Raw genomic sequence first — 23,592 nt, 5'->3', positions numbered from 1 at the left:
TGGATCACCAGGATCTCCCGGACGTCGAAGACGCCTGTCAACCTCGGTTCAGGGCTTCCACGACAGAAGGAACGAACATCAATGGCGGTCAACCGGTTCACCACGCACGCGGACCTCTTCGATCTGAGCGGGAAGAACGCACTCGTCACCGGCGGCACCCAGGGAATCGGGCTGATGATCGCGCGCGGCCTGCTGCAGGCGGGCGCCCGCGTCACCATCAGTTCCCGCAAGGCGGACGCGTGCGCGGAGGCCCAGCGGCTGTTGTCCGGATTCGGCGACGTCCGAGCAATCCCGGCCGACCTGTCCCGGCACGACGAGTGCCGGCGCCTCGCCGATCTGGTCACCGGCGATTCGGAACGCCTGGACATCCTCGTCAACAACGCGGGAGCGATGTGGCGCGAGCCGCTGGAGACGTTCCCGGACGAGGCCTGGGACGAAGTGCTCGACCTCAACCTCAAGGCGCCGTTCTGGCTGGTGCAGGCGCTGCTCCCGGCACTTCGCCGGGCGGGCACCGCCGACGATCCCGCGCGGGTCGTCAACATCGGCAGTATCGCCGCCATCCACGTCGCCGCGTCGCCCAACTACTCCTACGCCGGCAGCAAAGCGGGACTGCACCAGCTCACCAGGGTGCTGGCCAGGGAACTGGGCCCGCAGCACATCACGGTGAACGCGGTGGCCCCGGGACCGTTCCCGTCGCAGATGATGGCGGCCACGCTCGACGCCGTCGGCGACGAGATCGCGGCGAAGGCACCGCTGCGCCGCCTCGGCCGCGACGACGACATGGCAGGCATCGCGGTGTTCCTCGCCGGCCGGGCCGGGGCCTACCTCACGGGCACCGTCATCCCGGTCGACGGCGGCATCGCCACGACCGCGACCGGTACCTAGGCGTCGGGGGTACCGGCAGAACCTCCCTTCGCCCGTGGACAGGGCCTACGGTGAAGGGGTGCCCACCATCGACCTGCGCACCGAGATCAAGGAGTTCCTGAGCTCCCGGCGCGCGCGGATCACGCCCGAGCGGGCCGGACTGCCCGCCTACGGCGGCCACCGCCGGGTCAAAGGCCTGCGTCGCGAAGAGGTGGCGCTCCTGGCCGGGGTATCGGTCGACTACTACGTGCGGATGGAACGCGGCAGCCTCGCCGGCGCCTCCGACGGGGTGCTCGACGCGGTGGCCGCCGCCTTGCACCTCGACGAGGCCGAGCGCGACCACCTGTTCCACCTCGCGCGGCAGTCCAGGGCGCCCGGCGGTCCACGCCGCCGGCGCCCCACCGTGACGGTGCGTCCGGCGCTTCGGCAGGTGCTCGACGCCATCACCGACGCGCCGGCGTGGATCTGCAACGGCCGTTACGACGTCCTGGCCGTGAACCACCTCGCCCGCGCGCTGTATTCGCCCGTGCTGGCCGACCCGCGCCGGCCGGCGAACACCGCGCGGTTCGTGTATCTGGATCCCGAAGCGGCGAGAACGTTCTTCGTCGACTACGACCGGATCGCCGGCGATGTGGCCGCGAAGCTGCGCATGGAAGCCGGCCGCAATCCGCACGACGAGGAGCTGATCGCCCTGGTCGGTGAACTGTCGACGCGCAGTGAACTGTTCGGGCGGCGGTGGGCCTCTCAGGACGTCCGGCTCCACCGGTCCGGACGCAAGCGGCTGAACCACCCGGTGGTGGGCCGGCTCGACCTGGACGTCGAGTCGATGGAGCTGCCCGCCGAACCCGGCCTGCTCCTGAACGTCTACACCGCGCCCGCCGGCACGCCGACCGCGGACGGTCTGGCCCTGCTGGCGTCGTGGGCGGCCGGTCAGGAGGGGCCGGCGGCCGGGGATCAGTTCTTCCAGACCACCGGGGACTTGTCGTAGCCGTCGCCCTTGTCGAACGTCGCGGCCTCGACCGTCGCGCCTTCGCGGGCGCCCTGCAGCGTGCACGTCTCGAACTTCGCGCCCGCCGTGGTGAAGTCCTTGCCCGCCGTACCGGACTTGCACTGGTCGGTGCTGCCGGTGATGATCACGCCCGTCGAGCGGCCGTCGGAACCGAGGGCGCGCAGCGACACCGACGAGTAGGCCAGGTCGGCGCCGTCGACGTTCTCGACCGTCGCGCGCAGGTAGTACGGCGTGATGCCCTTCGCCTTGTCGCCGTACTTCGCGAGGTCGGCGTTGTCGCCCTTGTCGATCGCGGTCACGGTGATCGCGATCGTGCCGGACTTGTTCGTGCCGTACTTGAACGGGACCACCGCGCGCTCGCCGAGCTTCAGCTCGGTGCCGGGTTTCGTGACGTCGCCCGCCGGGGCCGCCGCGGCCGTCGAAGACTCGGCGGCGGCGGTCGGGGCGCTGGTCGGCGCGGCCGGCGCGGCCTGGCCGGACTCCCCGCCGCACGCGGACAGCAGGAGCGCGGCGGCGCAGGCGAGCAGGGCGGTGGTGCGGACGTGCTTCATGGATCTCCTCGGACAGCCTCGCCGGACGGGTTCCGGCCGGGCGGAGCCGGGCGCCGCGGCCGCCCCCAGGAACGGTCGCGGCGGCCGGTACGGGGCGCCCTCGCGGCTCCGTCGAGCGGACGCTAACCCGGGCGCGCCGCCGGTGGTGTGGGCCGTTCGCACCACACGAAGATCACAGATCGTCGACGCCGATCAGGCCGTCCTGGATGGCCCGGGCGACCAGCGCGGCCTTCGTCGGCGCCTCGCGGCCGATGCGCGCGTACTTGACCCGGATCCGCTCGAGGTGGGTGTTCACCGTGCTGGGCGAGATGCCCAGCCGGTGCGCGACGAACTCCTTCGACTCCGACTGGAACCACTCGACGAGGACCTCGGCCTCGCGCGCCGACAGCGCGGGCCGCGTCTCCGACCGGTCCCCGGCGAGCGCCCCGGCCAGCGAGGGCGGCGTGTACGGCCGGTCCTGCGCCGCGGCCCGCGTCGCCTCCACCAGGTGCCCGGCGCCCTCGGCCTTCGTCAGGTAGGTGAGCGCGCCCAGTTCGAGGCACTGCAAGGCGACGTCGTCGTCCGCGCGCATCGAGTAGACGACCACCCGGCGCCCGGCCTCGGCCAGCCGCCGCAGGTCGCCGAACGCCGGCGCGGGGCCGCCCAGGTGCAGGTCGAAGATCACCACGTCGGCGGCCGCGCCGTCGCCGAGCCAGGCGGCTTTGACGTCCTCGCCCTCGGCGACGACGTCGATCGGCGGGTCGCCGGCCGCCAGCCAGTACGCCACGCCGGCGCGCACCGCCGGGTGGTCGTCGACCACCACCGCCGTCACTCGGGTCGCCACCGCGCCTCCATCCAGGTCTGCCCGTCCCGGGACTGGGACGTCACGGGGACCGCCGCCGCTCCGGTGAATTCGGCCTCACCATCGGCGAAGACGGCGACGCGCACCAGCTCGGGGGTCCGCAGCACGCTCACGCGCGCCCGGGTGCGGGCGGCGGCCAGCGCGGTGAACACGGGCGCGGCCAGCTCGCGCCGGACCTCGGCCGGGACGGCGACGACGTCCCCGCTGACGGCGAGGGTCACGGCGACCCCGCGCCGCTCGGCGACGTCCAGGCCGGCGGTGACCTCGTGCACCAGCGGATCGGGCACGTCGTCGTTCTCGGCGAAGAGCCGCCGCAGCTGCGCGGCGGCGAGCGCGCACCGGGCGCGGGCGTCGGCCGTCCCGGGATCGACGGTCCCGTCGGCGAGCCCGGCGAGCAGCGGCAGGGTGGCCCCGAGCTGTTCGGCGAACCCGGCCCGCAGATCCCGCCCGGCCTGCGCGGCGAGGGCGGCCCGGGTGGCGAGGCGCTCCCGCTCGGCGGCGGCCGCGGCGGCGTCGGAGGCCCGGCGGTCGAGCAGCCGCAGCAGGCCGATGATGGCGAGCTGGAAGGTGGTGACGGCGAACAGCACGATGCCGGCGTCGCCGAGCTCGGTGCGGGTGGGGGTCCCGTCGAGCAGGAACTGGCCGACGCTGACCCCGACGTGCACGCCGAGCGCGCCGAGCAGGGCGGGGGTGCGGTCGGCGAGGAGGACGAGCAGGTGCCACCCGACGAGCCCGAACGACCAGTGCGGTCCGCGGAAGAAGGAGCCGGGCGGAAGCGCTTCGGTGGCGGCGATGGAGGTCAGGAGGACGACGAGCGTGCCGGCGGTCGCGACAGCGGCGGGGAGCGGCTTGCGGCGGAGGATCCAGATCGCGCAGAGGGCGAGGGTCGCGGCGAGGAGGCCGTACGCGAGGTCGGGCGCGAGGGGCGGGCGGTAGGCGGCTTGATGGCGGAGCAGGGGCGGGAGGCTGAGGCCGAGCTGGATGGTGCCGGTCACGCCGAGCAGGACGATCCGGATGGCCGCGGCGAGCCGGATGGCGGGATCGGCGGGGGAGATGCGCGCGTCGGGGTTCGTGGGTTGGGCGGGTGTGCGGTGTGCGGCGGGTTTGCTGGTGGGTTCGGCGGCGGGCGTGGGTACGGGCTGGCTGGCGAGTCCGTCCGGCGGTAGCCCGGCACCGGCCGCCGGCCCGCGATCTTCCGTGGGCTCAACCACGCGACCACCGCAACGTCACCGTCGTCCCCTCGCCCGGAGCCGACCTGACCTCCGCCGTCCCGCCGGCCGCGCTCATCCGCTCCACCACCGACCCGCGCACCCCGCGCCGCGCCGCCGGCACGCACGAAGGGTCGAAGCCGACGCCGGTATCCGTGATCGTCACCGCCACCCCGCCCGGCACCGGAAACAACCGCACCGCAACCGAATCCGCCCCCGAATGCCGTTCCGCGTTGCGCAACGCCTCCTCCGCCGCGCGCACCAAAGCCAACGCCGCGGCCGCCGGCACGAGCGGTACCGGCTCCCACACCGCCGACACCGGCAACGCCCGCCCGGTCAGCACCTTCCGCAACCCCGCCTCGACGTCGACCGGCGTGTCCGCCGACCGGTCCGGGGCCGTCAAGATCGCCAGGTCGCGAGCCGCGTACCCGGCCACCGACGCCCGGTCGGCCGCCGTCCCCGAGGCCACCGCCAAGAACGTCGCCGACGCCGTGTCGTGCAGCAGCGCCAGGTACTCGCGCTCGCGCCTGCGCCGGTCCCGGTCGAGCGCCGCCGCCTGCTCGAGGGCCGCCTGCTCGGCGCGCACCGCGTCCGTGCGGGCCGTCGAGCGGATCAGCAGCACGAACGCCACCCGTGCCAGGACGCTCTCCACCACCACCCGCAACGCCACCGGCAGCCAGTCCTCGCCACCGAACGCCGTCCCGAGCGCCAGCAACGCCACCAGCACCGGCCCGGTCAGCCGCGGCGAGTGCTCCCACTGCCACGTGATCGCGGTGATCGTCAGGACGTTCACCGCCCACAGGCTCGCCTCGCCCGGCACCGACGTGATCCACGGCTGGCACACCGCCACCGCGCCGGCCCGCACCGCCACCAGGGCGAACGAGCCGCCGAAGACGTCCGCCGCCAGGCTCAGCCCGAGCAGGCCGAACGCCAGTGGCAGCGCGCCGCCGGGGGTGGCCACGACGCCGAACACGCCGACGACCGTCGCCGCCACCGCTCGCGCGGGGCCCGCGAACCGCGTGACCGACGCCCGGAACTGCGCTTCGACCGGCCCTGGCGCGCTCGCGGTCATCACACTCCCGGGAACTGCGGAAATCGGACGTGCTGTTTCTACCAGGCGCGCAAATCTGTCCATAAAGGCCGGTAATCAATCACTATCGAGCACTTGACATGCCCGGTCCTGCTCGCTTTACTGCTGGACACGTCGGAACGGACGCCCGACGCCAGAGGTACGCCCAGCCGGTATGTCGGCCGCCGCCGCGAGCCCGGACTGAGTCGCCAGGACCTGCTCGTGGTCCGAGGCGGGGTCGTGCCCACCACCATCCGGAGTTCGAGGATGCCCCCTTCCCGCGTTCAGTTCCTGACCGGAGCCGCTCTGGCCGCCGTGGTCCTGACCGGCACCGCCTGCTCCGCCGAAGCGACCCCGCCGGCCGGCGCGGCGACGACGGCCGCCGTCACGCCACCCCCGGTCAAAGCCGGCTTCGACTACCAGATCGGCGGGGCCTACACCCCGGCGAGCGACGTCAAGGTGGTCAGCCGCGACCACACCGCCCAGCCCGCCCCGGGGCTCTACAACATCTGCTACGTCAACGCTTTCCAGGCGCAGCCCGGCGCCGAGGGGGAGTGGGGCGACCTCCTCCTACGGGATGCGAACGGCAACGTCGTCATCGACGAGGACTGGGACGAAGCCCTCCTCGACCTGCGCACCGCCGACAAGCGCCAGCGGGTCGCCGCGAAGGTCAACGCCTGGGTCGACAACTGCGCGGCCAAGGGCTACCAGGGCATCGAGCCCGACAACTACGACAGCTTCACGCGCTCCCGGGGACTCCTTTCCGACAGTGACGCCCAGGCGTACATCCGCCTGCTGTCCGCCCACGCCCACGAAAAGGGCCTGGCGATCGGGCAGAAGAACACCTCCGAGCTGGCCGGGCAGCGCCAGGCGAACGGGCTCGACTTCGCCGTCGCCGAAGAGTGCGGCGAGCAGGACAACTGCGGCGAGTTCACGCCCGCGTTCGGCGACCACGTGATCGTCATCGAATACACCGACGCGGGATTGCGCAACGCCTGCAGCCGCTGGGGGAGCAAGCTCAGCATCGTCCGGCGCGACCACGACGTCGTCCCGAAGGGCGAAGCCGGCTACGTCCGCAAGACCTGCTGATGGACCGGCGCGGATTCCTGCGCGGTGCCGCCGGGCTGACGCTCGGCGCCGCCGTCGCGGGCTGCGGCCCGGCCCGCAGCGCCGGCGGCCCGGTCACCGTCGAGGTCTGGCACGGCCAGACCGACACCGGCAAGAAGGTCCTCGACGCGCTCGTCGCGGACTTCCACCGGACCCACCCGGGGATCCGGATCGACCTCGGCGGTGGCGTGCTCGCGGACGCGATGCTGCAGAAGGTCACCGCGGCGCTCGCGTCGGGGTCCTTTCCGGACATCGCGTACGTCTTCGGCTCGGACCTCGCGAGCGTCGCGCGCAGCCCGCAGGTCGTCGACGTCACCGACCTCGTCGACGCCGGCCCCGGGTTTTGGGCCCCGGCCAGGGAAGCGGTGACCGTCAACGGCCGCGTGCGCGCGGTCCCGGCGCTGCTGGACTCCCTGGCCGTGGTGTGCAACAAGGCGTTGTTCGAGAAAGCCGGGCTCCCGCTGCCCGCCGCGGGCTGGACGTGGGCGGATTTCGTCGACACCGCACGGAAACTCACCGACCCGGCCGACGGCACCTTCGGCACCGCCTGGCCCGCCACCGGCGACGAGGACACCGTCTGGCGGATCTGGCCGATGGTGTGGGACCTCGGCGGCGACGTCATCGGCGCGGGCGGGCGCGGCATCGGCTTCGCCGACCAGGGCGTGCGGGCCCTGGAGGTCGTCCGCGACCTCGCCGCGGCGAAATCCGTCTACCTCGACCCGAAAACCGGCAGCGAGCAGATGTACCAGGCGTTCGAAGCCGGCCACATCGGCATGGTCCCGACCGGCCCGTGGCAGCTGCCCGACATCGCCGATGCCGGGATCGACTACGAGATCGTGCCGCTGCCCAGTTTCAGCGGCCGCCCGGTGACCATCTCCGGCCCGGACACCTGGACGCTCTTCGACAACGGCGAGGAACGCGTCCAGGCGGCGCGCACTTTCCTGTCGTGGCTGGCGGATCCGGCCCAGGACGTCCGCTGGGACGACGGCGCGGGCAGCCTCCCGCTGAGCCCGCAGACCAAGGACCTGCCCGCGTGGCAGGAGAAAACCGCCGAGACGCCGGGCCTGCCGGTGTTCGTGGACGCGCTGGCGAACGCCCGCGTCCGGCCGGTGCACCCGGCCTACCCCCAGGTGTCGGCGGCCGTCGGCACCGCGATCGTCGCCGTGCTGCTCGGCCAGGCGACCCCGGCCGACGCCCTGCGCGACTGCGCCGCGGCCGCGAACGCCGCCCTGATCATCCCACGCTAGGGAGCCGCCATGCCCGGATCGCCGAAGCCCATCACCCTGCAAAGACGCCACCGCGAAACCGCGGCCGCGTGGGCCTACGTCTCGCCCGCCGTGCTCATCATCCTCGGCCTCGGGGTGGTCCCCGTGGCCTGGTCGCTGCTGCTGTCCTTCCAGGCCGACGACCTCGTGACGCCGAGCCGGTTCGTCGGGCTCGACAACTACGCCGCGCTCGCCCAGGACCCGCACTTCGCCCAGGCCGTCGGCAACACCGTCCTCTACACGGTGCTCTACGTCCCGCTGAGCATCCTGTTCGGCTTCCTGCTGGCCCAGGCGCTGAACCGGCGCATCAGGCTGATCGGGGTGTACCGGACGCTCGTGTTCGTCCCGTTCGTGCTGTCGGCGACGGCGCAGGGCGTGCTGTTCTCCTTCATCCTCGACCCGCAGTTCGGCGCGGCGAACTCGCTGCTGCACCACCTCGGCGTTTCGCCGCAAGGATTCCTGACCGATCCGGCGCAGGCGCTGCTGGTGCTCGTCGGCATCACGTTGTGGAGCGGCACCGGCTTCTGCGTCGTGGTGTACCTGGCCGCGCTGCAGGACGTCCCGCCGTCGCTGGTGGAGGCCGCGCGGCTGGACGGCGCGGGCACCTGGCGCGTGCTGCGGCACGTGACGCTGCCCGCGGTGCTGCCGGTGACGGCGTTCCTGGTGCTGTGGCAGCTGATCACGTCGCTGCAGGTGTTCGACCTCGTGTACGTGACGACCAAGGGCGGCCCGCTCGGCGCCACGACGGTGATCGTCTACTTCGTGTGGGAGCAGGCCTTCAAGAACTTCACCGCCGGCTACGGCGCGGCGTCGGCCTACGTCCTCGCGCTGGCCCTGCTGGTCGTCGTGGTCCTCGTGCGCCTGGCGCGCCGCCCCCGGAAGGCACTCCGGTGACCGCCCGGATCGACAGCGTGCCCGCGCCTCGGACGCTGCCCGCGCTGCGCCGCCCGCGGCTGCCGTTCAGCGCCTGGCACCTGCTGCTGCTCCCGCTGGCGCTGGTGTTCGCCGCGCCGCTGGTCTGGCTGCTGCTCAGCTCGGTGATGAGCAACGCGGAGATCAACCGGTTCCCGCCCTCGCTGTGGCCGTCCCACGTGGACTTCGCGGGCTACCGGTACGTGCTCGAGAACGCGCTCTTCCTGCGCTGGATCGGGAACTCGCTGATCGTGTCGGCGGTGACCGTCGGGTCGAACCTGCTGTTCGGCGCGCTCGGCGGGTACGCGTTCGCGCGGATGCGGTTCACCGGCTCGCGGACGCTGCTCGCCCTGATGATCGCGACGATGGCGATCCCGTTCCAGCTCACCATGATCCCGACGTTCCTGGTGATGAAGAAGCTGGGCCTGATCGACAGCCTCGGCGCGCTCATCGTGCCGTCGCTGGTCACGCCGTTCGCGGTGTTCCTGCTGCGCCAGTTCTTCCTGTCCCTGCCCCGGGAACTCGAGGAGGCCGCGTGGATCGACGGCTGCTCGCGCCTGCGCGTGCTGTTCACGATCGTGCTGCCGCTGTCGCGGCCCGCGCTGAGCACCGTGGCCGTGCTGACGTTCCTGAGCACGTGGAACGACCTGACCTGGCCGCTGATCGCGCTCAATCACGACACCGTGTACACGCTGCAGCTGGGCCTCACGACGTTCCAGGGACAGCACCACACGAACTGGGCCGCGGTGATGGCGGGCAACGTCATCACGGTCCTGCCGGTGCTGCTCGCGTTCCTCGGCGCGCAGAAGACGTTCATCCAGTCCATCACCTCCAGCGGGCTCAAGGCCTGACCAGCGGATCGGATCCCATGACTCCCAAGATCACCTTCGTCGGCGCCGGCAGCGTCGTGTTCACCCAGGGGCTGCTCGCCGACCTGTTCGCCTACCCCGAGCTGGACGGCGTCCACGTCGCCCTGCACGACATCGACCCGGGCCGGCTCGCGACCGCGCTGGCCGCGGCGCGGCGCATCGCCGCCGTCCGCGGGGTCAAGCCGGTGCTCACCGCGCACGAAGACCGCCGGGAAGCCCTGGCCGGTGCGGACTTCGTCGTGAACATCGTCCAAATCGGGATGGGGGAAGCGACTCGCACCGACTTCGAAGTCCCCGCGCGCTACGGCCTGCGCCAGACCATCGGCGACACCCTCGGCATCGGCGGGATCTTCCGCGCGCTGCGGACGTTCCCGTTCCTGGCGGAGCTCGGCCGCGACATCGCCGACGTCTGCCCGGACGCGTGGTTGCTGAACTACACGAACCCGATGGCGATGAACGTCCAGTACCTGGCCGAGGCGACCGGGCTGACCCGGGTCGTCGGGCTCTGCCATTCGGTGTACTGGACCGTGCACGGGCTCGCCGAGCTGGTCGGGGTGCCGTTCGAGGAGGTCACCTACGTCGCCGCCGGCGTCAACCACCAGGCGTGGGTGCTGCGGTTCGAGCACCGGGGGAGCGACCTGTACCCGCGGCTGGCGGAGCTGGCCGAGACCGACGCGCAGCTGCGCCGGCGCGTCCGGTTCGACATGTTCCGGCGGCTCGGCTACTACCCGACCGAGACCAGCGAGCACTCCGCCGAGTACGTCCCGTGGTACCTCGGGCACGAGAGCGAAGTCGACCGGCTGCGGCTGCCCATCGGCGCCTACCTCGGCATCGTCGCCGAGAACGAAGCCGAGTACGAGAAGACCCGCCGCGCGATCGCCGCCGACGAGCCGCTGCCCGTCGAAGGCACGAACGAGTACGCGCCGCAGATCGTCCACAGCCTGGTCACCGGCACCCCGCGGACGGTCTACGGCAACGTCGTCAACCGCGGCCTGATCGAGAACCTGCCGTCCGGCGGCGTGGTCGAGGTGCCGTGCCTGGCCGACGGCACCGGCGTCCGGCCGACCCGGATCGGCGCGCTGCCGCCGCAGCTCGCCGCGCTCAACCGGACGTACCTGAGCGTCAACGACCTGGTCGTGCGCGCGGCCGTCGAGGACGACCCGCGCCACATCCGCCACGCCGCGATGACCGACCCGGCCACCGCGGCCGCGTTGCCCGTCGAGCGGATCTTCGAGCTGTGCGACGACCTGGTCCGCGCGCACGGCGACCGGCTCCAGCCCGGCCTGCGGGCGATCTTGGGCCGCTGACCCGCCAAGATCCGCCGCGGCACGGGTGAATCGGCGCCGCGGCCGGGCTGGGCGTAAGGTGTGGGCTCGTTTCCCGGTTCAACCAGCAGCCGTCGTCCAGCGCCGACCCCCGGTCGGCGTTCGCCCTCAGCCTGCGGAGGTCGCCGCCCATGCTCGGTGAGCACGATGGCGACGCCCCGACCTCGCCCCGCTTTTCCTTGGACGTGACGGGTGTGCGGCCGTGGTGGGCCCGCGACGAGCCGCCGGAGGTGATCGCCGGGCGCTACGAGGTCGGCGGCCTCATCGGCGCCGGCGGCACCGCCCGCGTCTACCAGGCCTTCGACCAGCGGTTGCGCCGGGACGTCGCGGTCAAGGTGTACGACCGCGGCGCGGTGGCCGTCGAGCGGCTGCGCCGGGCGCGGGAGAAGACGATCCAGGCCAGCATCGACCATCCGCGCGTCGTCGCCCTGTTCGACAGCGGCACCGACGGCGACCGGCCCTACCTGGTGATGCAGCTGGTGCACGGGGAGAACCTCGCACAGCGCCTGCTCGCCGGGCCGCTGCCGGCCGACGAGGTGACCGAGCTGGCCGTTCAGCTGGCCGACGCGCTGGCCCACGTCCACGACCGGCGGATCGTGCACCGCGACCTCAAGCCCGCCAACGTCCTGCTCGGCGCCGACGGCCCGCTCATCTCCGACTTCGGCATCGCGCACGAGCTGGAGTCGACGCACGTCACCGGGTCCGGCCTGGTCACCGGCACGGCCGCGTACCTGTCCCCGGAGCAGGTGGCCGGTGAGCGGGTCGGCCCGGCGGCCGACGTCTACGCGCTCGGGCTGATCCTGCTGGAGTGCCTGACCGCGGAGCGCGAGTACCCCGGCACCCCCGCCGAGTCGGCGACGGCGCGGCTGCACCGCCGGCCCCGCGTGCCCGCCGGGCTGCCCGCCCCGCTGGCCCGCGTCCTGGAGCGGATGACCGCGCTGGAACCCGCACGGCGTCCCACGTCCGCCGAAGTGGGGCGGCTGCTGCGGGAACCGGCCGCGCCGCTCCTGGCTCCGGTGCCCGCGCGGCGCCGGCGCCGGCTGGCCGCCGCCGGTGGCCTCGCGACGGCCACCGCGGCGGTGGTGCTCGGCGTGCTGCTGACGCGGCCGGACGCCGCGGATCCCGACGCGGGCCGGGACCCCGACGCCGGCTCGGTCACGCCGAGCAGCCCGGCGCAGCCCCCGGGTTCGGTGTCCCCGACGCTGCCCGCGTCGACCGTCCTGATGGGATCGCCGCAAGGCGGGTCCTCGGTGACGTCGGAGCCGGCGGCCGAGCCGCCGCCCGTGGCCGCCACGTCCGGCGCCGCGCACAGCACGAACGCCGAGAGCGGCAAGGCCAAGGGCAAGACGCGGGGGAACGGTCCGGTGAAGGGCAAGGGCCAGACCGGCCCCTGACTCCTCACGGCTCCCGCGTCACCCCGAGGGCGACCGCGCGCAGCAGCGTCGTCAGCTGTTCGCGGAACCGCAGCGCGCTGTGCGCCCACCGCGGCACCTCGTCGTAGAGCCGGCGCAGGGTGGGCGACGGCCGCGACAGCTGGAACAGGTACGCCGCGCAGCTCATCGCCGCCGTCAGGATCGTGCGCGCGCCCTCGGTGTCCAGGCCCTCCCCAGCTGCCACGAGGGCGGCCGTCATCGCGTCGAAGGACTCCGAGGCCGCGGTCTTGTACCGGCGCGCCCGCTCCAGCCGGACCGCGCCCTCCAGGCTCAGGCCGACGTGCGTCTGCAGGTCACAGAACAGGGGGAGCGCGTCGAGGGAGCCGGCGACGACGTCGGCGATCCCGACCGCGGTCAGCCGGCGGCCGCCGAGGTCGGTGAGCAGGCGCTCGCGCCATTCGGACCAGCCCTGCTCGGCCAGTTCGAGCAGCAGTTCTTCGCGGGATTCGAAGTACCGCCGCAGCGCCGACGGGTGCAGGCCGACGCGGCTGGTGACCTCGGTGAGCGTGACCTCGCGCACGCCGCGGTCGACCGCGAGCTCGCGCGCGGCGGTCAGCAGGGCCGTCTTGCGGACCTCTTTGTCCTGGTCGGAGCGGGCGCGCTGGCGGGGCTGGGACATTCCTCCACGATAACGCAAGCGCTTTGACTTAACTTCGCACCCGGCGTACGGTCAGTTTAACGCAAAGGCATTGCGTTAACTGAGGAGCTTCCCATGAGTTCAGTGTTTTTCGTGACCGGTTCTTCGCGCGGGCTCGGCCGGCAGATCGCCGAACGGGCCCTGGCTGCCGGGCACCGAGTCGTCGCGACCGCCCGGGACCCGCGGGCCCTGGCCGACCTCGCGGCGCGGTACGGCGACCGCGTCCACGTCGAGCGGCTCGACGTCACCGACGCGGCGGCCGCCGAAGCCGCGGTGGCCGCCGGGGTCGCCGCGTTCGGCCGGCTCGACGTCGTGGTCAACAACGCCGGTCAGGGCGACCGGGTGTCCCTCGAGGACACGACGCTCGACGTCTTCCGGCGGCAGCTCGAGACGAACTTCCTCGGCACGGTGTACGTCACCAAGGCCGCGGTCCCGGTGCTGCGCCGGCAGGGCGGCGGCCGGATCATCCAGGTCTCGTCCGTGGGCGGCCGCGTCGGCAGCCCGGGGATGACGGCGTACCAGTCGGCGAAGTGGGCCGTCGGCGGGTTCAGCGAGGCGCTGGCCACCGAGGTCGCGCCGCTGGGCATCAAGATCACGGTGCTCGAGCCGGGCGGGATGCGCACCGACTGGGGTGGCGCGTCGATGGCCACGCCGCCGATCAGCGAGCCGTACGAGGCGACGGTCGGCGCTTCGGCCCGCGCGATGGCGGACTTCGAGAAGCACGCGAACAGCGACCCCGCGAAGGTCGCCGACCTGGTGCTCACGGTCGCGGGCCTCGACGAGCCGCCGCTGCGCCTGCTGGCGGGCAGCGACGCCTACGAGTTCGGCCGCGAGGCGTGGCAGCGCCGCGTCGACACGGACGCGAAGTGGGCCCACCTGAGCACGTCCACCGACGACGCCGAAACCGGCGACGCGTGGCGCCGGCAGCGCGGCAAGAGCCTGCCCGACGTGCGGGCCTGACGACACCGACGGGTGGTTCGGCGGTTCCGGACGGCGATTTGCGGGTAGCCCGGTGGTGTGAGGCTGAGCAGGCCCTGCCTGCGGGACTAGTGAGAGGTGAGCACATGAGCCAGGGCGATGCTCCGGTCGGGCGATCCGTGAAGACGGCGGCGGCCGGCGTACGGGACCTCGCGGCCGAGGCGGCGCGGGTGGGTGCGGCCGCGGCCGCGCGGGCGGTGGAGATCACCGACCGGAAGCTGTCCGAAGGCGCGGACGAGCTCGCGAAGGTAGGCCGTTCGGCGACCAAGGACTTCGACAAGAGCACCCGGTCCTCGCGCCGTGACGTGCGCAAGCACTCGGTCGCGGCCCGCGACGAGGTGCTGAACCGCGCGGTGAAGCTGCGCGACCCGGGCCGCAAGGCGGCCCAGGCGCTGGCGACGGTGGCGGGCTCGGCGAACGAGTCGAACCGCAAGCGCCGCAAGGCGGTGGCGACGGCCAAGCGCGACTTGGCGGTGGCGCTGCAGGAAGCGAAGAGCGTGGCGCGCGGGGAGCGCAGCCGCCGGGCCCGCTGGCCGTGGTTGCTGGCCCTGGGCGCGCTGGCGGCGGCGGTCGTGGCCGTGACGAAGGTGAAGAGGTCGAACCCGTTGGTGGAGGAGAAGCCCGCTCCTCCGGCTCCGGCGGCTCCGGCTCCGGTACCGGCGGACAAGACGGTGACGCCGGCGGACCAGGCGGTCCCGCCGACCCCGGCCAAGCCGGAACCCCCGAAGCCGGCCACGGCCAAGCCGGTCAACGGCGGTACCGCCAACGGCAACGGCCACGCGGCCGCGGGCAAGGGCAAGAGCGAGCACAAGTCCCGGTAGTCCGGGCCAAGGCCGGGGCGTCGCCTGCTGAGGGCGGCGCCCCGGCCTTTGTCATGCTGCGCCGGCTGGTGATCGGCGCCGAGGGCGATGGCCCGCTGCCGTCCTCGAATGCCTCTCGGCGGAAGGAAGCGGCCGGTCGGGCGCCGGCGGCGGGCGGCCCCCCGGCCTTTGTCAGGCGGCCCCGGCGGGGGAGCGCCGCCGAGGGCGAGGGCCCGCTGCCGTCCTCGAAGGCCTCGCGGCGGAAGGAAGCGGCCCGTCGGGCGCCGGCGGCGGGGCCGACCGGCCGCGAGACTCAGCCGAACGGAATCACCGAACGCCGCCGCAGGTGCCGCGAAGAACCGGAAGTCCGTGCGGTCGACCAGCCGCAGCGCGTGCGTGCGTGGTCCGCATGAGCGCGGCACCCGGCTGCGCCGGTCGGCAGGCCCGCCGGTGGTTTGTCGTTTGACACCCCCGAGCATACCGTCAATCCTGACAAGCACAAATAACTCAGTCCGGATTGAAACTAATTTCGGGAGTGCTTGCATGGAGGCAACGGGGACCGTCTCTCCGATGCGGAAGAAGCCGTGGTTCAGCCGCAACTACAAGCTGCAGATGGCCGGCGCGATCGTCTCGGCACTGGGCACGTCCGCCGCGCCGGTCGCGATGGCGTTCGCGATCCTCGGCGCGGGCGGCTCGGGCACCGCGGTCGGCCTGGTGTCCGCGGCGGGCACGGTGCCCGCGGTGCTGTTCTTCGTGATCGGCGGGGTGGTGGCCGACCGGCTGCCGCGCCACCTGGTCATCGTCGCCACGAACCTGCTCAGCACGGTCGCACAGGGGCTGTTCGCCCTGGTGGTGTTCCTGGATTCGATCAAGCTCTGGGAGCTGATCGCCTTCTCCGCCGCCAACGGGCTCGCGATGGCCTTTCGCATGCCGGCCACCGAAGGCCTGCTGCTGCGCAGCGTCGACCGGGAGCACGCCGGCAAGGCGTTCGCGATCTTCCGCACCGGCTTGAACGGCGCCCAGGTCGCCGGAGCCGCGCTCGGCGGTGTGCTGGTGTCCGCCTTCGGTCCGGGCTGGGTGCTGGCGATCGACGCGGCCACGTTCGCTCTGACGTCGTTGCTCGCCTTCGCGATGCAGGCCGAAGGCAAGCTGCGCAAGCGCGAAGGCATGATCACCGAGCTGCGCGAAGGCTGGACGGAGTTCTCCGGCCGCAGATGGCTGTGGAGCGTGACCGTGCAGTTCGGCGTCGTCAACGCCCTCGGCGCCGGGGCGTTCACGGTGCTCGGCGCGGTGGCCTCCGGCCGTCACCTCAACGGCGTGAGCGATTGGGGTTTCATTCTTTCGTGCGACGCGGCCGGCATGATCCTCGGCGGCTTGCTGATGGTGCGGCTGCGACCGCGGCGGTTGCTGGTCTCCGGCGTCAGTGGCGCCGTGCTGCTCGCGTTGCCGCTGGCGGCGTTCGCGGCCTGCGCGCCGCTGCCGGCGATCTGCGCGGCCGCGCTGCTCGGCGGGGTCGGGGTGGAGATCTTCACCGTCAACTGGATGACCACGCTGCGGCAGGAGATCCCGCACGAGAAGTTCTCGCGCATCGCCGCGTACGAGGCGCTCTGCTCGTTCGGCCTCGCCCCGCTGGGCGCGGCCGGCGCGGGCCCGGCCGCGGACCGGTTCGGGCTCGGCCGGACGCTGTGGTTCGCGAGCGGGGCCATCGTCGTCACCACCGCGCTGGTCCTCGCCTCGGCCGAGGTGCGGAAGCTCAAGCGCGCCCCGGACGACGGCGCCCGCGGACCCGAGAGCGTTCCGATGCACCAGTCACAACCCGGATAGCTTTCGTTTCGTCTATCCGGATTGTGTGTAACCTGACCGTGTGTCGAGCGAAAAGACGCCGGGGCCTGCTCGGCCGGAGGGACCGCCGACCGGGGCGCAGCTGGCCGATGCGCTGATGCGCACCACGCACGCGTTGCGCCGGTTCGCCGGACAGCCGTACCAGCAGCGGGGCTGGTCCACGTCGCGGGTGCTGCTGATGCTGGCCGTCGACGAGGCCGGCACCCCGCGGATGGGCGAGCTCAAGGACCGGCTGGGTGTCACGGGTCGCTCGATCACGTCCCTTGTGGACGGTCTGGAGGACGAAGGGCTGCTCAAGCGGTGTGACGACCCGGGCGACCGCCGGTCGACGCGGCTCGAGATCACCGCGAAGGGCCACGAGCACCTGAGCGAAATCAAGGCCCTGCACGACGCCCACGCGGAGGTGACGTTCGGCATCCTCACCGACGCCGAACGCGCCACGCTGGTCGACGTGCTCGGCCGGCTGCGCGACCACGTCGCCGGCCGGTCGCCCGAACCCGGCCGCTAAAACGCCGACGGCCGCAAGCACGTCGAACAGGGCGACGGCGCCGCCCACCATCGCCGCGGTTCGCCGATCGTGGACAGCGCGGTGACGCGACGGCGTGTCAGCGCGGTGTCCGCTTCGCGTCAGCGCGTTCCGCGACCGTGGTCGTCATGACGGGGAACGGGCGACGAAGGGGAGATCCGGACATGACCAGGGTGATCAGGCGCCGGGTGGGAGTGACCGCGCTGGCGGTGACGCTGCTGGCCGGGGCGGCCGCGCCGGTCGCCGCGGCCGGGCCGGACCGGCCGGAGCTGCGGGCGGCGCTCCAGGAGATCGTCGACGCCGGGTTCACCGGGGTGCAGCTGCGGGTGCACGACCGGCGGGGCGACTGGACCGGCAGCGCCGGGGCGCGCGAGCCGGGCGGGACCGCGAAGCCGCCGACGGACGGGCGGTTCCGGATCGGCAGCACCACCAAGACGTTCACCGCGGCGGTGGTGCTGCAGCTGGTGGCCGAGGGCCGGATCGGGCTGGACGCCCCGGTCGCCGGGTACCTGCCCGGGTTCGGCTTCGACCCGCGGACCACGGTGCGGATGCTGCTGCAGCACACGAGCGGGCTGTTCAACTACACCGGCGAGTACTACGACGACGGCACGGTCGTGCCCGGGATCCCGTGGTCGGGCAAGGAATGGGTGGACAACCGGTTCCACACCTACCGGCCGCAGGACCTCGTGCGGTACTCGCTGGCCAGGCCGGCGCGGTTCGCGCCGGGCACGGGGTGGAGCTACGCCAACACCAACTACGTCGTCGCCCGGCTGCTGATCGAGAAGGTCACCGGCCACTCCTACGCCGACGAGATGCGGCGGCGGGTGCTGCGGCCGCTCGGGCTGCGGGACACGATGGTGCCGGGCACCTCGCCGGAACTGCCGGGGCCGCACTCCCACGCGTACTACCGGTACTCCGACGGCGGCCAGGAGAAGACGGTCGACATCAGCCGGCAGAACCCCTCCTGGATCTCCAGCGCCGGCGAGCTGATCTCGACGACCGAGGACCTCGGACGGTTCTTTTCCGCACTGCTGGGCGGAAAGCTCCTCCCCGCCCCGCAACTGGCCGAGATGCTGGAACCGCACGCGACCCCCGACCCGACGAGCGACTACGGCCTCGGGATCTTCGAGCTGCACGCGGACGCGAACTGCAGCGGTGAAGCGCTGATGACGCACAACGGCAGCGTCCAGGGCTACGCGACCCTGGTGTACAGCACGCCCGACGGCAGCCGGACGCTGCAGGCGTCCATCACCTATGTGGACACCGGGGTGGCTCCCACCGCGGCGTACCAGAAGGTCGTGCAAAGCCTGCTGCGGAAGGAATTCTGCGCCGCCTAGTGTCGCACTGCCAGAGGACGCTCGTCACCACGGGGCCTTCCTCGCCGGACCGAGCTGCCCAGGGGCAGGCGGCGACCGCCGCACGCGCGTGATCCGCCGCCCCGCCGCCCCGCCGCCCCGCCGGCCGGACGGCGGGAAACCGCCGTGAAACCAAGGTGAAACCCGGGTCGCGCACCCTCACCTCAGCCGTGGCCGTCCGGGCCAGGGCGGACGAGAGGAGCACCGTGACCACCCCCGCGATCGCCGCCACCGGGCTGCGCAAGTCCTTCGGCGGGCAAACCGTGCTCGGCGGCATCGACCTCGCCGTCGCCGAAGGCACGATCTTCGCCCTGCTCGGGCCCAACGGCGCGGGCAAGACCACCGTCGTGCGGATCCTGTCCACCCTCATCCACGCCGACGGCGGGCAGGCGTCGGTCGCCGGGCACGACCTCGCCGGCGATCCGGACGGGGTTCGCGCGGCGATCGGTGTCACCGGGCAGTTCTCCGCCGTCGACCCCCTGCTGACGGGCCGGGAAAACCTGCTGCTGATGGCCGACCTGCACCACCTCGGGCGCGCCGGCGGCCGGCGGAAGGTGGCCGAACTGCTGGAGCGGTTCGACCTCGTCGAATCCGCCGGGAAGCTCGTCTCCGCCTACTCCGGCGGGATGCGACGCCGGCTCGACCTGGCGATGACGCTCGTCGGCGCGCCGCGCGTGCTGTTCCTCGACGAGCCCACCACCGGCCTGGACCCGCGCAGCCGGCACACGATGTGGCGGATCATCCGCGAGCTCGTCGCCGGGGGCGTCACCGTCTTCCTGACCACGCAGTACCTGGACGAGGCCGACGAGCTGGCCGGCCGGGTCGCCGTGCTCGACCACGGCCGCGTGGTCGCCGAAGGGACGCCCGACGAGCTCAAGCGCCGCGTTCCCGGCGGGCACGTCCGGTTGCAGTTCACCGCCGCCGAAGACCTCGACGCGGCGGCACGCGCGCTCGGCGACGGCACCCGGGACGAGGCCGCGCTGACCCTGCAGGTGCCCGGCGACGGCGGGATCCGGTCGCTGCGGGCCCTGCTCGAGCGGCTGGACGACGCCGCCGTCGAGGTCGGCAGCCTGTCGGTGCACACGCCGGACCTCGACGACGTCTTCTTCGCCCTCACGACCACCAAGGAATCCGTCCGATGAGCACTCTGTCCCTCGCCGCGCGCGACTCGGCGACCATGCTGCGCCGCAACCTCACGCACCTGCGCCGCTACCCCGCCATGATGATCATGTCCCTGGGCATGCCGGTGCTGCTCCTGCTGCTGTTCGCCGGCGTCTTCGGCGGCGCGATGCAGGCCGGCGTCGGAGGCGGGGCCTACATCGACTACGTCGTGTCCGGGATCCTGCTGATGACCGTGGGCTACGGCGCGTCGATGACGGCGCTGGCGGTCAACCGGGACATGACCGAGGGGGTCATCTCGCGGTTCCGGACGATGGCCATCGCCCGGGTTTCGGTGCTGACCGGGCACGTCCTGGGCGCGGTGCTCCGCACGGTCGTCAGCGCCGTCCTGGTCGTCGCGGTGGCCTTCCTGTTCGGGTTCCGGCCCGCGGCCGGACCGGGTGGCTGGTTCGCGGCACTGGGCGTGGTCGTCCTGCTGGCGCTCGCGCTGACCTGGCTCGCGGTCGCGGTCGGGTTGCTGGCGAAGAACGCCGAGGGCGCGAACCTGTTCATCCTGGTCGTGCAGGTGCTGCCGTTCGTGAGCAGCGCGTTCGTCCGGCCGGACTCGATGTCGGGCGCGGTGCGGTGGTTCGCCCGCCACGAACCGTTCACCCCGGTCATCGACACCGTCCGCGGGCTGCTGCTGGGCACGCCGGTCGGCGGCAGCGCCGGGGTCGCCGTCACGTGGTGCGCGGGGTTCGCGGTCGCCGGCTACCTCTGGTCGCGGGCCCTGTTCAAGCGGGATCCCGTGCGCTGACCCGGTGGCGCAGCAACGTCCGGGCGGCGTCGAGAAGCCCGGCGCGGTCGAGCCCGGCGTAGGCCGCCACCGCGGCGGCGTACGCCGGGCCGTCGGCCCGTTCGGCATCGGCCCGGGCGACGGCACCGGACATCGTCGGCTGGAACCCGCGGGCGAAGCGCAGCCGGTCCGCGAGCGCGCTCATCCGCACCGCGGTGACCCGGTCCCCGGTGGCCAGGTCGACGGTCGCCTGGGCCAGGAGAAGGGCGCCGTAGCCGGCGAGACCGGCCTGCGGCGCGGTTCCGGCGGCCAGCGTCGCGGGCAGCTCCGCGACGAGGTCGCCGACCAGGTCGAGCCGGCCGTGGCGGGCGTGGGCGATCACCGTGACGGCCTGGATCTCCCACGCCCAGGCCGCGGAGCCGGGCGCCGCGCCGGCGGTCCGGCGCTCCCGCAGCCGTCCGGCGGCCTGGCGCCACAGGCGCAGCCCCGCCTCGACGTCGCCGCGGGCGAGCCGGATCTCCGCGCGGACGCCGACGTCGACCATCGACGTCCCGTCCTCGTCGCCGCTGAGCATCGCCTGGTCCAGCCAGTGCTCCGCCTCGTCGGTGGCGCCGAGCAGCAGGTTGGCGAACACCAGCGCGCCGCGGACGCGGGCCGCGCCGGACCACGTGCCCAGCTCGTCCAGCACCGAAAGCGCGGCGGTCAGCGCCCGGCGGGCGTCTTCGCCCTGTTCGAGCTGCAGGCACAGTTCGCCGACCCGGGCGTGCGCGACGGCCAGCATCCACGGCGACCGGCGGTCTTCGAACGCCGCCACCATCCGCCGCGCGGCCGCGAGCGCGCCGGGCAGGTCTTCGCCCTCGAGCAGGTGGCTGGCGACTCCGCCGGCCATCCCGGCGAGCACGGCGTCGCCGCTGTCGCACAGCTCGGCCAAGCGCGCGGGCGCCGGGCCGGTCACCGCGCGCAGGACGGTCTCGGCGGCCCCGGCCAGGGTGCCCGCCGGGGCCGGCGGGAGCCGGCGCAGCGTCGCCAGCGCGCGCATCGGTTTGGGTCCCTGCAACAGGAAGCTGTTCACCGCGCACAGCACCGACGCCGTCCGGGTCGCTTCGACCAACGGCGGTTCCGGGTGGAAGTGCGAGAGGAGCCAAGCGGTGTCGGCGGCCAGGGCCGCCATGCGCGTGAAGCTCGATTCGCAGGTCCACAGCCCGGCCAGCGTCGCGCACGTCGCGGCGACGGTCGCGCCGTCCTCGCGCTCCAGCCCGAGGCGCAGGGCCAGGACGAGGTTGTCCTGTTCGGCCCGCACCCGCGCCATCGCCGGGGTGAGCTCACTGCCGAAGAGCGCGTCGCCGTGCTCGACGCCGAAGTCCCGGGCCCAGGCCAGGAAGCGCTCGGTGACCAGCTCGGTTTCCCCGGCGTCCGCCCGGCGCCGGGTGCTGAACTCCCGCACGGTTTCGAGCATCCGGAAGCGGGTGCCGGTGGTCGTGTCGTGCACCTTGAGCAGCGAGTGGGCGGCGAGGTGGTCGAGCACCGCGAGGACGTCGCCGCCGAGCAGCCGGCGGGCCGCCCCGGCGGTGAAGCCGCCGGGGAAGATGGACAGCGTGCGCAGCGCGGTCTGGCCGCGCGGCTCGAGCAGGGCCCAGCTCCAGTCGATGACCGCGTGCAGGGTGTGGTGGCGCGCCGGCGCGTCGCGCGGGCCGCCGCGCAGCAGCGCGAAGCGGTCGTCGAGGTGACGGGCGATCTCGGCCACGGACATGACGCGCACCCGGGCCGCGGCCAGCTCGACGGCCAGCGGCAGGCCGTCGAGGTGGGTGCAGAGGTCGAGCACGAGGTCGGCCGGCAGCTCGACGTCCGGCCGGGCCGCCCGCGCGCGGCCGCGGAACAGCTCGGCGGCGGTCAGCGGGCTCAGCTCCGGCAGCGGGTACACCGCTTCCGACGACAGCCCCAGCGGCGTGCGGCTGGTGGTCAGCACCCGCAGCTCGGCGGTCGTCGCCACGAGCGCGCGGACCAGGTCCGCGACCCCGTCGACGACGTGCTCGCAGTTGTCCAGCACGAGCAGTCCGGGACCGGGGTCGAAGGCCTTGGCGATCCCGTGCAGGACGCTGTCGCGCTCGGCGCCGTCGCGGAGCGTCTCGCCCGAGCCGACCGCCGAGGCGAGTTCGGCGAGGACGTCGTCGTCGGCCGAAACGCCGGCGAGCGCGACGAAGTGCACGATCCGCTGCTCGGCCCGGCGGCTGACGGCGTGGGCGAGCCGGGTCTTGCCGAGCCCGCCCGCACCGACGATCGACGTCACCCGGGAGGTCCGCACGAGCCCGGCGACCGCGGCGAGGTCCGCGTCCCGGCCGAGCAGCGGGTTCGGTTCCTGTGCGACGCCGTGGCGTGCCGGGGGTGTTTCGCCGTGCAGAAGGCGTTCGTACACCTTGCGCAGCGCGGGCCCGGGCTCACTGCCCAGGTCGTCGCGCAGGGCGCGCCGGTAGCTGTCGTAGCGGGCCAGCGCGGCGGACGGCCCGGTGATCGCCGCTTCACTGCGCAGCAGCTCGACGAGCAGTTCTTCGTCGCGCGGCCGTTCGGCGGCCAGGCCGGCCAGCGTGTCGAGCGCCTCCGCCGGCCGCCCCAGCCGCGAGTGGCAGAGCGCCCGGGCGCGCACCAGCCACCGGCGCGTCGACGCGCGAGCCGCCCGCAGCGCGGCCAGCGGGTCGTCGCTTCCGGTGTCCGCGCGCGGGTTTCCCAGCGCGAGGCCCGTTTCGGCGTGGGCGAGCGCGGCTTCGTGGTCGCCGGCCCGGGACAACCGGGCGCACGCGGCGGCGCTGAGCAGCACCGCGGACGCGTCCACCTGGTCCTCGGCCAGCGTGAGCCGGTAGCCGGCCGGGGTCGCTTCGAGGACGCCGGGGCCGAGCTGGGCCCGGGCGCGGGAAACGAGGACCTGCAACGCTTTCGCCGGGTGCTCCGGCCGGTCTTCGGGCCAGATGCCCTCGATCAGGCGGCCGGTGCCGCAGCCGGTGCGCAGGTCGTCGGCGAGCAGGGCCAGGAGCCCGCCGAGGCGGGCGCTGGTGATCTCCCGGCCGCGGTAGGCGACCCGCGGCAGCAGGACCAGCTCGATCGTCACCGGCCCA

21 protein-coding genes are annotated in these 23,592 nt (G+C 73.4%); 15 read left to right on the top strand and 6 right to left on the bottom strand.

All coding sequences use genetic code 11. The annotated features are described in order from the left end of the window. Positions 1–81: 81 nt before the first annotated feature. Both ABFJ78_RS42790 and ABFJ78_RS42785 read left to right on the top strand, forming a co-directional pair. Positions 82–885 carry an SDR family oxidoreductase gene (locus tag ABFJ78_RS42790; protein WP_436393167.1) on the top strand — a complete coding sequence of 268 codons (804 nt, stop codon included), beginning with the start codon at positions 82–84 and terminating at the stop codon, positions 883–885. A 58-nt stretch (positions 886–943) separates the two neighbouring features. Next, entirely contained in the window at positions 944–1,852 is a 909-nt protein-coding gene (locus ABFJ78_RS42785) for a helix-turn-helix transcriptional regulator (RefSeq protein ID WP_436393166.1), read from the top strand. On the opposite strand, the gene ABFJ78_RS42780 is transcribed toward ABFJ78_RS42785, so the two are convergent. From ABFJ78_RS42780 to ABFJ78_RS42765, 4 genes are all read right to left on the bottom strand, one after another. Beyond that, complete coding sequence (locus ABFJ78_RS42780; protein ID WP_436393165.1) at positions 1,819–2,424, bottom strand: hypothetical protein; 606 nt, start codon at positions 2,422–2,424, stop codon at positions 1,819–1,821. The genes ABFJ78_RS42785 and ABFJ78_RS42780 overlap by 34 nt on opposite strands. Positions 2,425–2,596: 172 nt before the next feature. Then, the gene (locus ABFJ78_RS42775) at positions 2,597–3,247 is read right to left on the bottom strand and encodes a response regulator transcription factor (RefSeq protein WP_436393164.1); all 651 of its coding nucleotides are present in this window, start codon (positions 3,245–3,247) and stop codon (positions 2,597–2,599) included. Continuing rightward, a complete protein-coding gene (locus ABFJ78_RS42770) occupies positions 3,232–4,476 on the bottom strand; it encodes a hypothetical protein (RefSeq protein ID WP_436393163.1) in 1,245 nt (414 codons plus the stop codon). The genes ABFJ78_RS42775 and ABFJ78_RS42770 overlap by 16 nt, the downstream gene beginning before the upstream one ends. After that, positions 4,469–5,545, bottom strand: coding sequence for a sensor histidine kinase (locus ABFJ78_RS42765; protein WP_436393162.1), 1,077 nt, complete (start codon positions 5,543–5,545; stop codon positions 4,469–4,471). The genes ABFJ78_RS42770 and ABFJ78_RS42765 overlap by 8 nt, the downstream gene beginning before the upstream one ends. Before the next feature lie 264 nt (positions 5,546–5,809). On the opposite strand from ABFJ78_RS42765, the gene ABFJ78_RS42760 reads away from it, so the two are divergent. The 6 genes from ABFJ78_RS42760 to ABFJ78_RS42735 all read left to right on the top strand — a co-directional run bounded on the left by ABFJ78_RS42760 (position 5,810) and on the right by ABFJ78_RS42735 (position 12,414). Beyond that, complete coding sequence (locus tag ABFJ78_RS42760) at positions 5,810–6,631, top strand: endo alpha-1,4 polygalactosaminidase (protein WP_436393161.1); 822 nt, start codon at positions 5,810–5,812, stop codon at positions 6,629–6,631. Beyond that, entirely contained in the window at positions 6,631–7,896 is a 1,266-nt protein-coding gene (locus ABFJ78_RS42755; protein ID WP_436393160.1) for an ABC transporter substrate-binding protein, read from the top strand. Before ABFJ78_RS42760 ends, ABFJ78_RS42755 begins: the two co-directional genes overlap by 1 nt. Positions 7,897–7,905: 9 nt before the next feature. Further along, the gene (locus ABFJ78_RS42750) at positions 7,906–8,808 is read left to right on the top strand and encodes a carbohydrate ABC transporter permease (protein WP_436393159.1); all 903 of its coding nucleotides are present in this window, start codon (positions 7,906–7,908) and stop codon (positions 8,806–8,808) included. Further along, the gene (locus ABFJ78_RS42745) at positions 8,805–9,677 is read left to right on the top strand and encodes a carbohydrate ABC transporter permease (RefSeq protein ID WP_436393158.1); all 873 of its coding nucleotides are present in this window, start codon (positions 8,805–8,807) and stop codon (positions 9,675–9,677) included. Before ABFJ78_RS42750 ends, ABFJ78_RS42745 begins: the two co-directional genes overlap by 4 nt. 17 nt (positions 9,678–9,694) lie before the next feature. Then, positions 9,695–11,002 carry an alpha-glucosidase/alpha-galactosidase gene (locus ABFJ78_RS42740; protein ID WP_436393157.1) on the top strand — a complete coding sequence of 436 codons (1,308 nt, stop codon included), beginning with the start codon at positions 9,695–9,697 and terminating at the stop codon, positions 11,000–11,002. A gap of 149 nt (positions 11,003–11,151) precedes the next feature. After that, on the top strand, positions 11,152–12,414 hold the full coding sequence (locus tag ABFJ78_RS42735) for a protein kinase domain-containing protein (RefSeq protein WP_436393156.1): 1,263 nt from the start codon (positions 11,152–11,154) through the stop codon (positions 12,412–12,414). Positions 12,415–12,418: 4 nt separating this feature from the next. Here ABFJ78_RS42735 and ABFJ78_RS42730 read toward each other — a convergent pair whose 3' ends face one another. Next, positions 12,419–13,072, bottom strand: coding sequence for a TetR family transcriptional regulator (locus ABFJ78_RS42730; protein WP_436393155.1), 654 nt, complete (start codon positions 13,070–13,072; stop codon positions 12,419–12,421). 93 nt (positions 13,073–13,165) lie between these two features. On the opposite strand from ABFJ78_RS42730, the gene ABFJ78_RS42725 reads away from it, so the two are divergent. The 7 genes from ABFJ78_RS42725 to ABFJ78_RS42695 all read left to right on the top strand — a co-directional run bounded on the left by ABFJ78_RS42725 (position 13,166) and on the right by ABFJ78_RS42695 (position 20,506). Further along, positions 13,166–14,050: an SDR family NAD(P)-dependent oxidoreductase gene (locus ABFJ78_RS42725; protein ID WP_436393154.1), complete on the top strand. Its 885-nt coding sequence runs from the start codon at positions 13,166–13,168 to the stop codon at positions 14,048–14,050. A gap of 104 nt (positions 14,051–14,154) precedes the next feature. Beyond that, complete coding sequence (locus tag ABFJ78_RS42720) at positions 14,155–14,889, top strand: hypothetical protein (protein ID WP_436393153.1); 735 nt, start codon at positions 14,155–14,157, stop codon at positions 14,887–14,889. A 549-nt stretch (positions 14,890–15,438) separates the two neighbouring features. Next, positions 15,439–16,692, top strand: a complete 1,254-nt coding sequence (locus ABFJ78_RS42715) for an MFS transporter (protein WP_436393152.1) — start codon at positions 15,439–15,441, stop codon at positions 16,690–16,692. A 40-nt stretch (positions 16,693–16,732) separates the two neighbouring features. Next, positions 16,733–17,218 (top strand): MarR family winged helix-turn-helix transcriptional regulator, encoded by a 486-nt coding sequence (locus tag ABFJ78_RS42710; RefSeq protein ID WP_436393151.1) that lies wholly within the window; start codon positions 16,733–16,735, stop codon positions 17,216–17,218. Between the two features lie 182 nt (positions 17,219–17,400). Next, positions 17,401–18,573, top strand: a complete 1,173-nt coding sequence (locus tag ABFJ78_RS42705; RefSeq protein ID WP_436393150.1) for a serine hydrolase domain-containing protein — start codon at positions 17,401–17,403, stop codon at positions 18,571–18,573. 224 nt (positions 18,574–18,797) lie between these two features. Beyond that, entirely contained in the window at positions 18,798–19,733 is a 936-nt protein-coding gene (locus ABFJ78_RS42700) for an ATP-binding cassette domain-containing protein (protein WP_436393149.1), read from the top strand. Continuing rightward, positions 19,730–20,506: an ABC transporter permease gene (locus tag ABFJ78_RS42695; RefSeq protein ID WP_436393148.1), complete on the top strand. Its 777-nt coding sequence runs from the start codon at positions 19,730–19,732 to the stop codon at positions 20,504–20,506. The genes ABFJ78_RS42700 and ABFJ78_RS42695 overlap by 4 nt, the downstream gene beginning before the upstream one ends. On the opposite strand, the gene ABFJ78_RS42690 is transcribed toward ABFJ78_RS42695, so the two are convergent. Then, positions 20,484–23,585 carry an ATP-binding protein gene (locus ABFJ78_RS42690; RefSeq protein ID WP_436393147.1) on the bottom strand — a complete coding sequence of 1,034 codons (3,102 nt, stop codon included), beginning with the start codon at positions 23,583–23,585 and terminating at the stop codon, positions 20,484–20,486. The genes ABFJ78_RS42695 and ABFJ78_RS42690 overlap by 23 nt on opposite strands. Positions 23,586–23,592: the final 7 nt, after the last annotated feature.

Source organism: Amycolatopsis sp. MEPSY49 (assembly GCF_051337345.1).
Taxonomy (GTDB): Bacteria; Actinomycetota; Actinomycetes; order Mycobacteriales; family Pseudonocardiaceae; genus Amycolatopsis.
The sequence above is the reverse complement of the archived record's forward strand: the minus strand, read 5'-3'. Positions and strand labels throughout refer to the sequence as shown.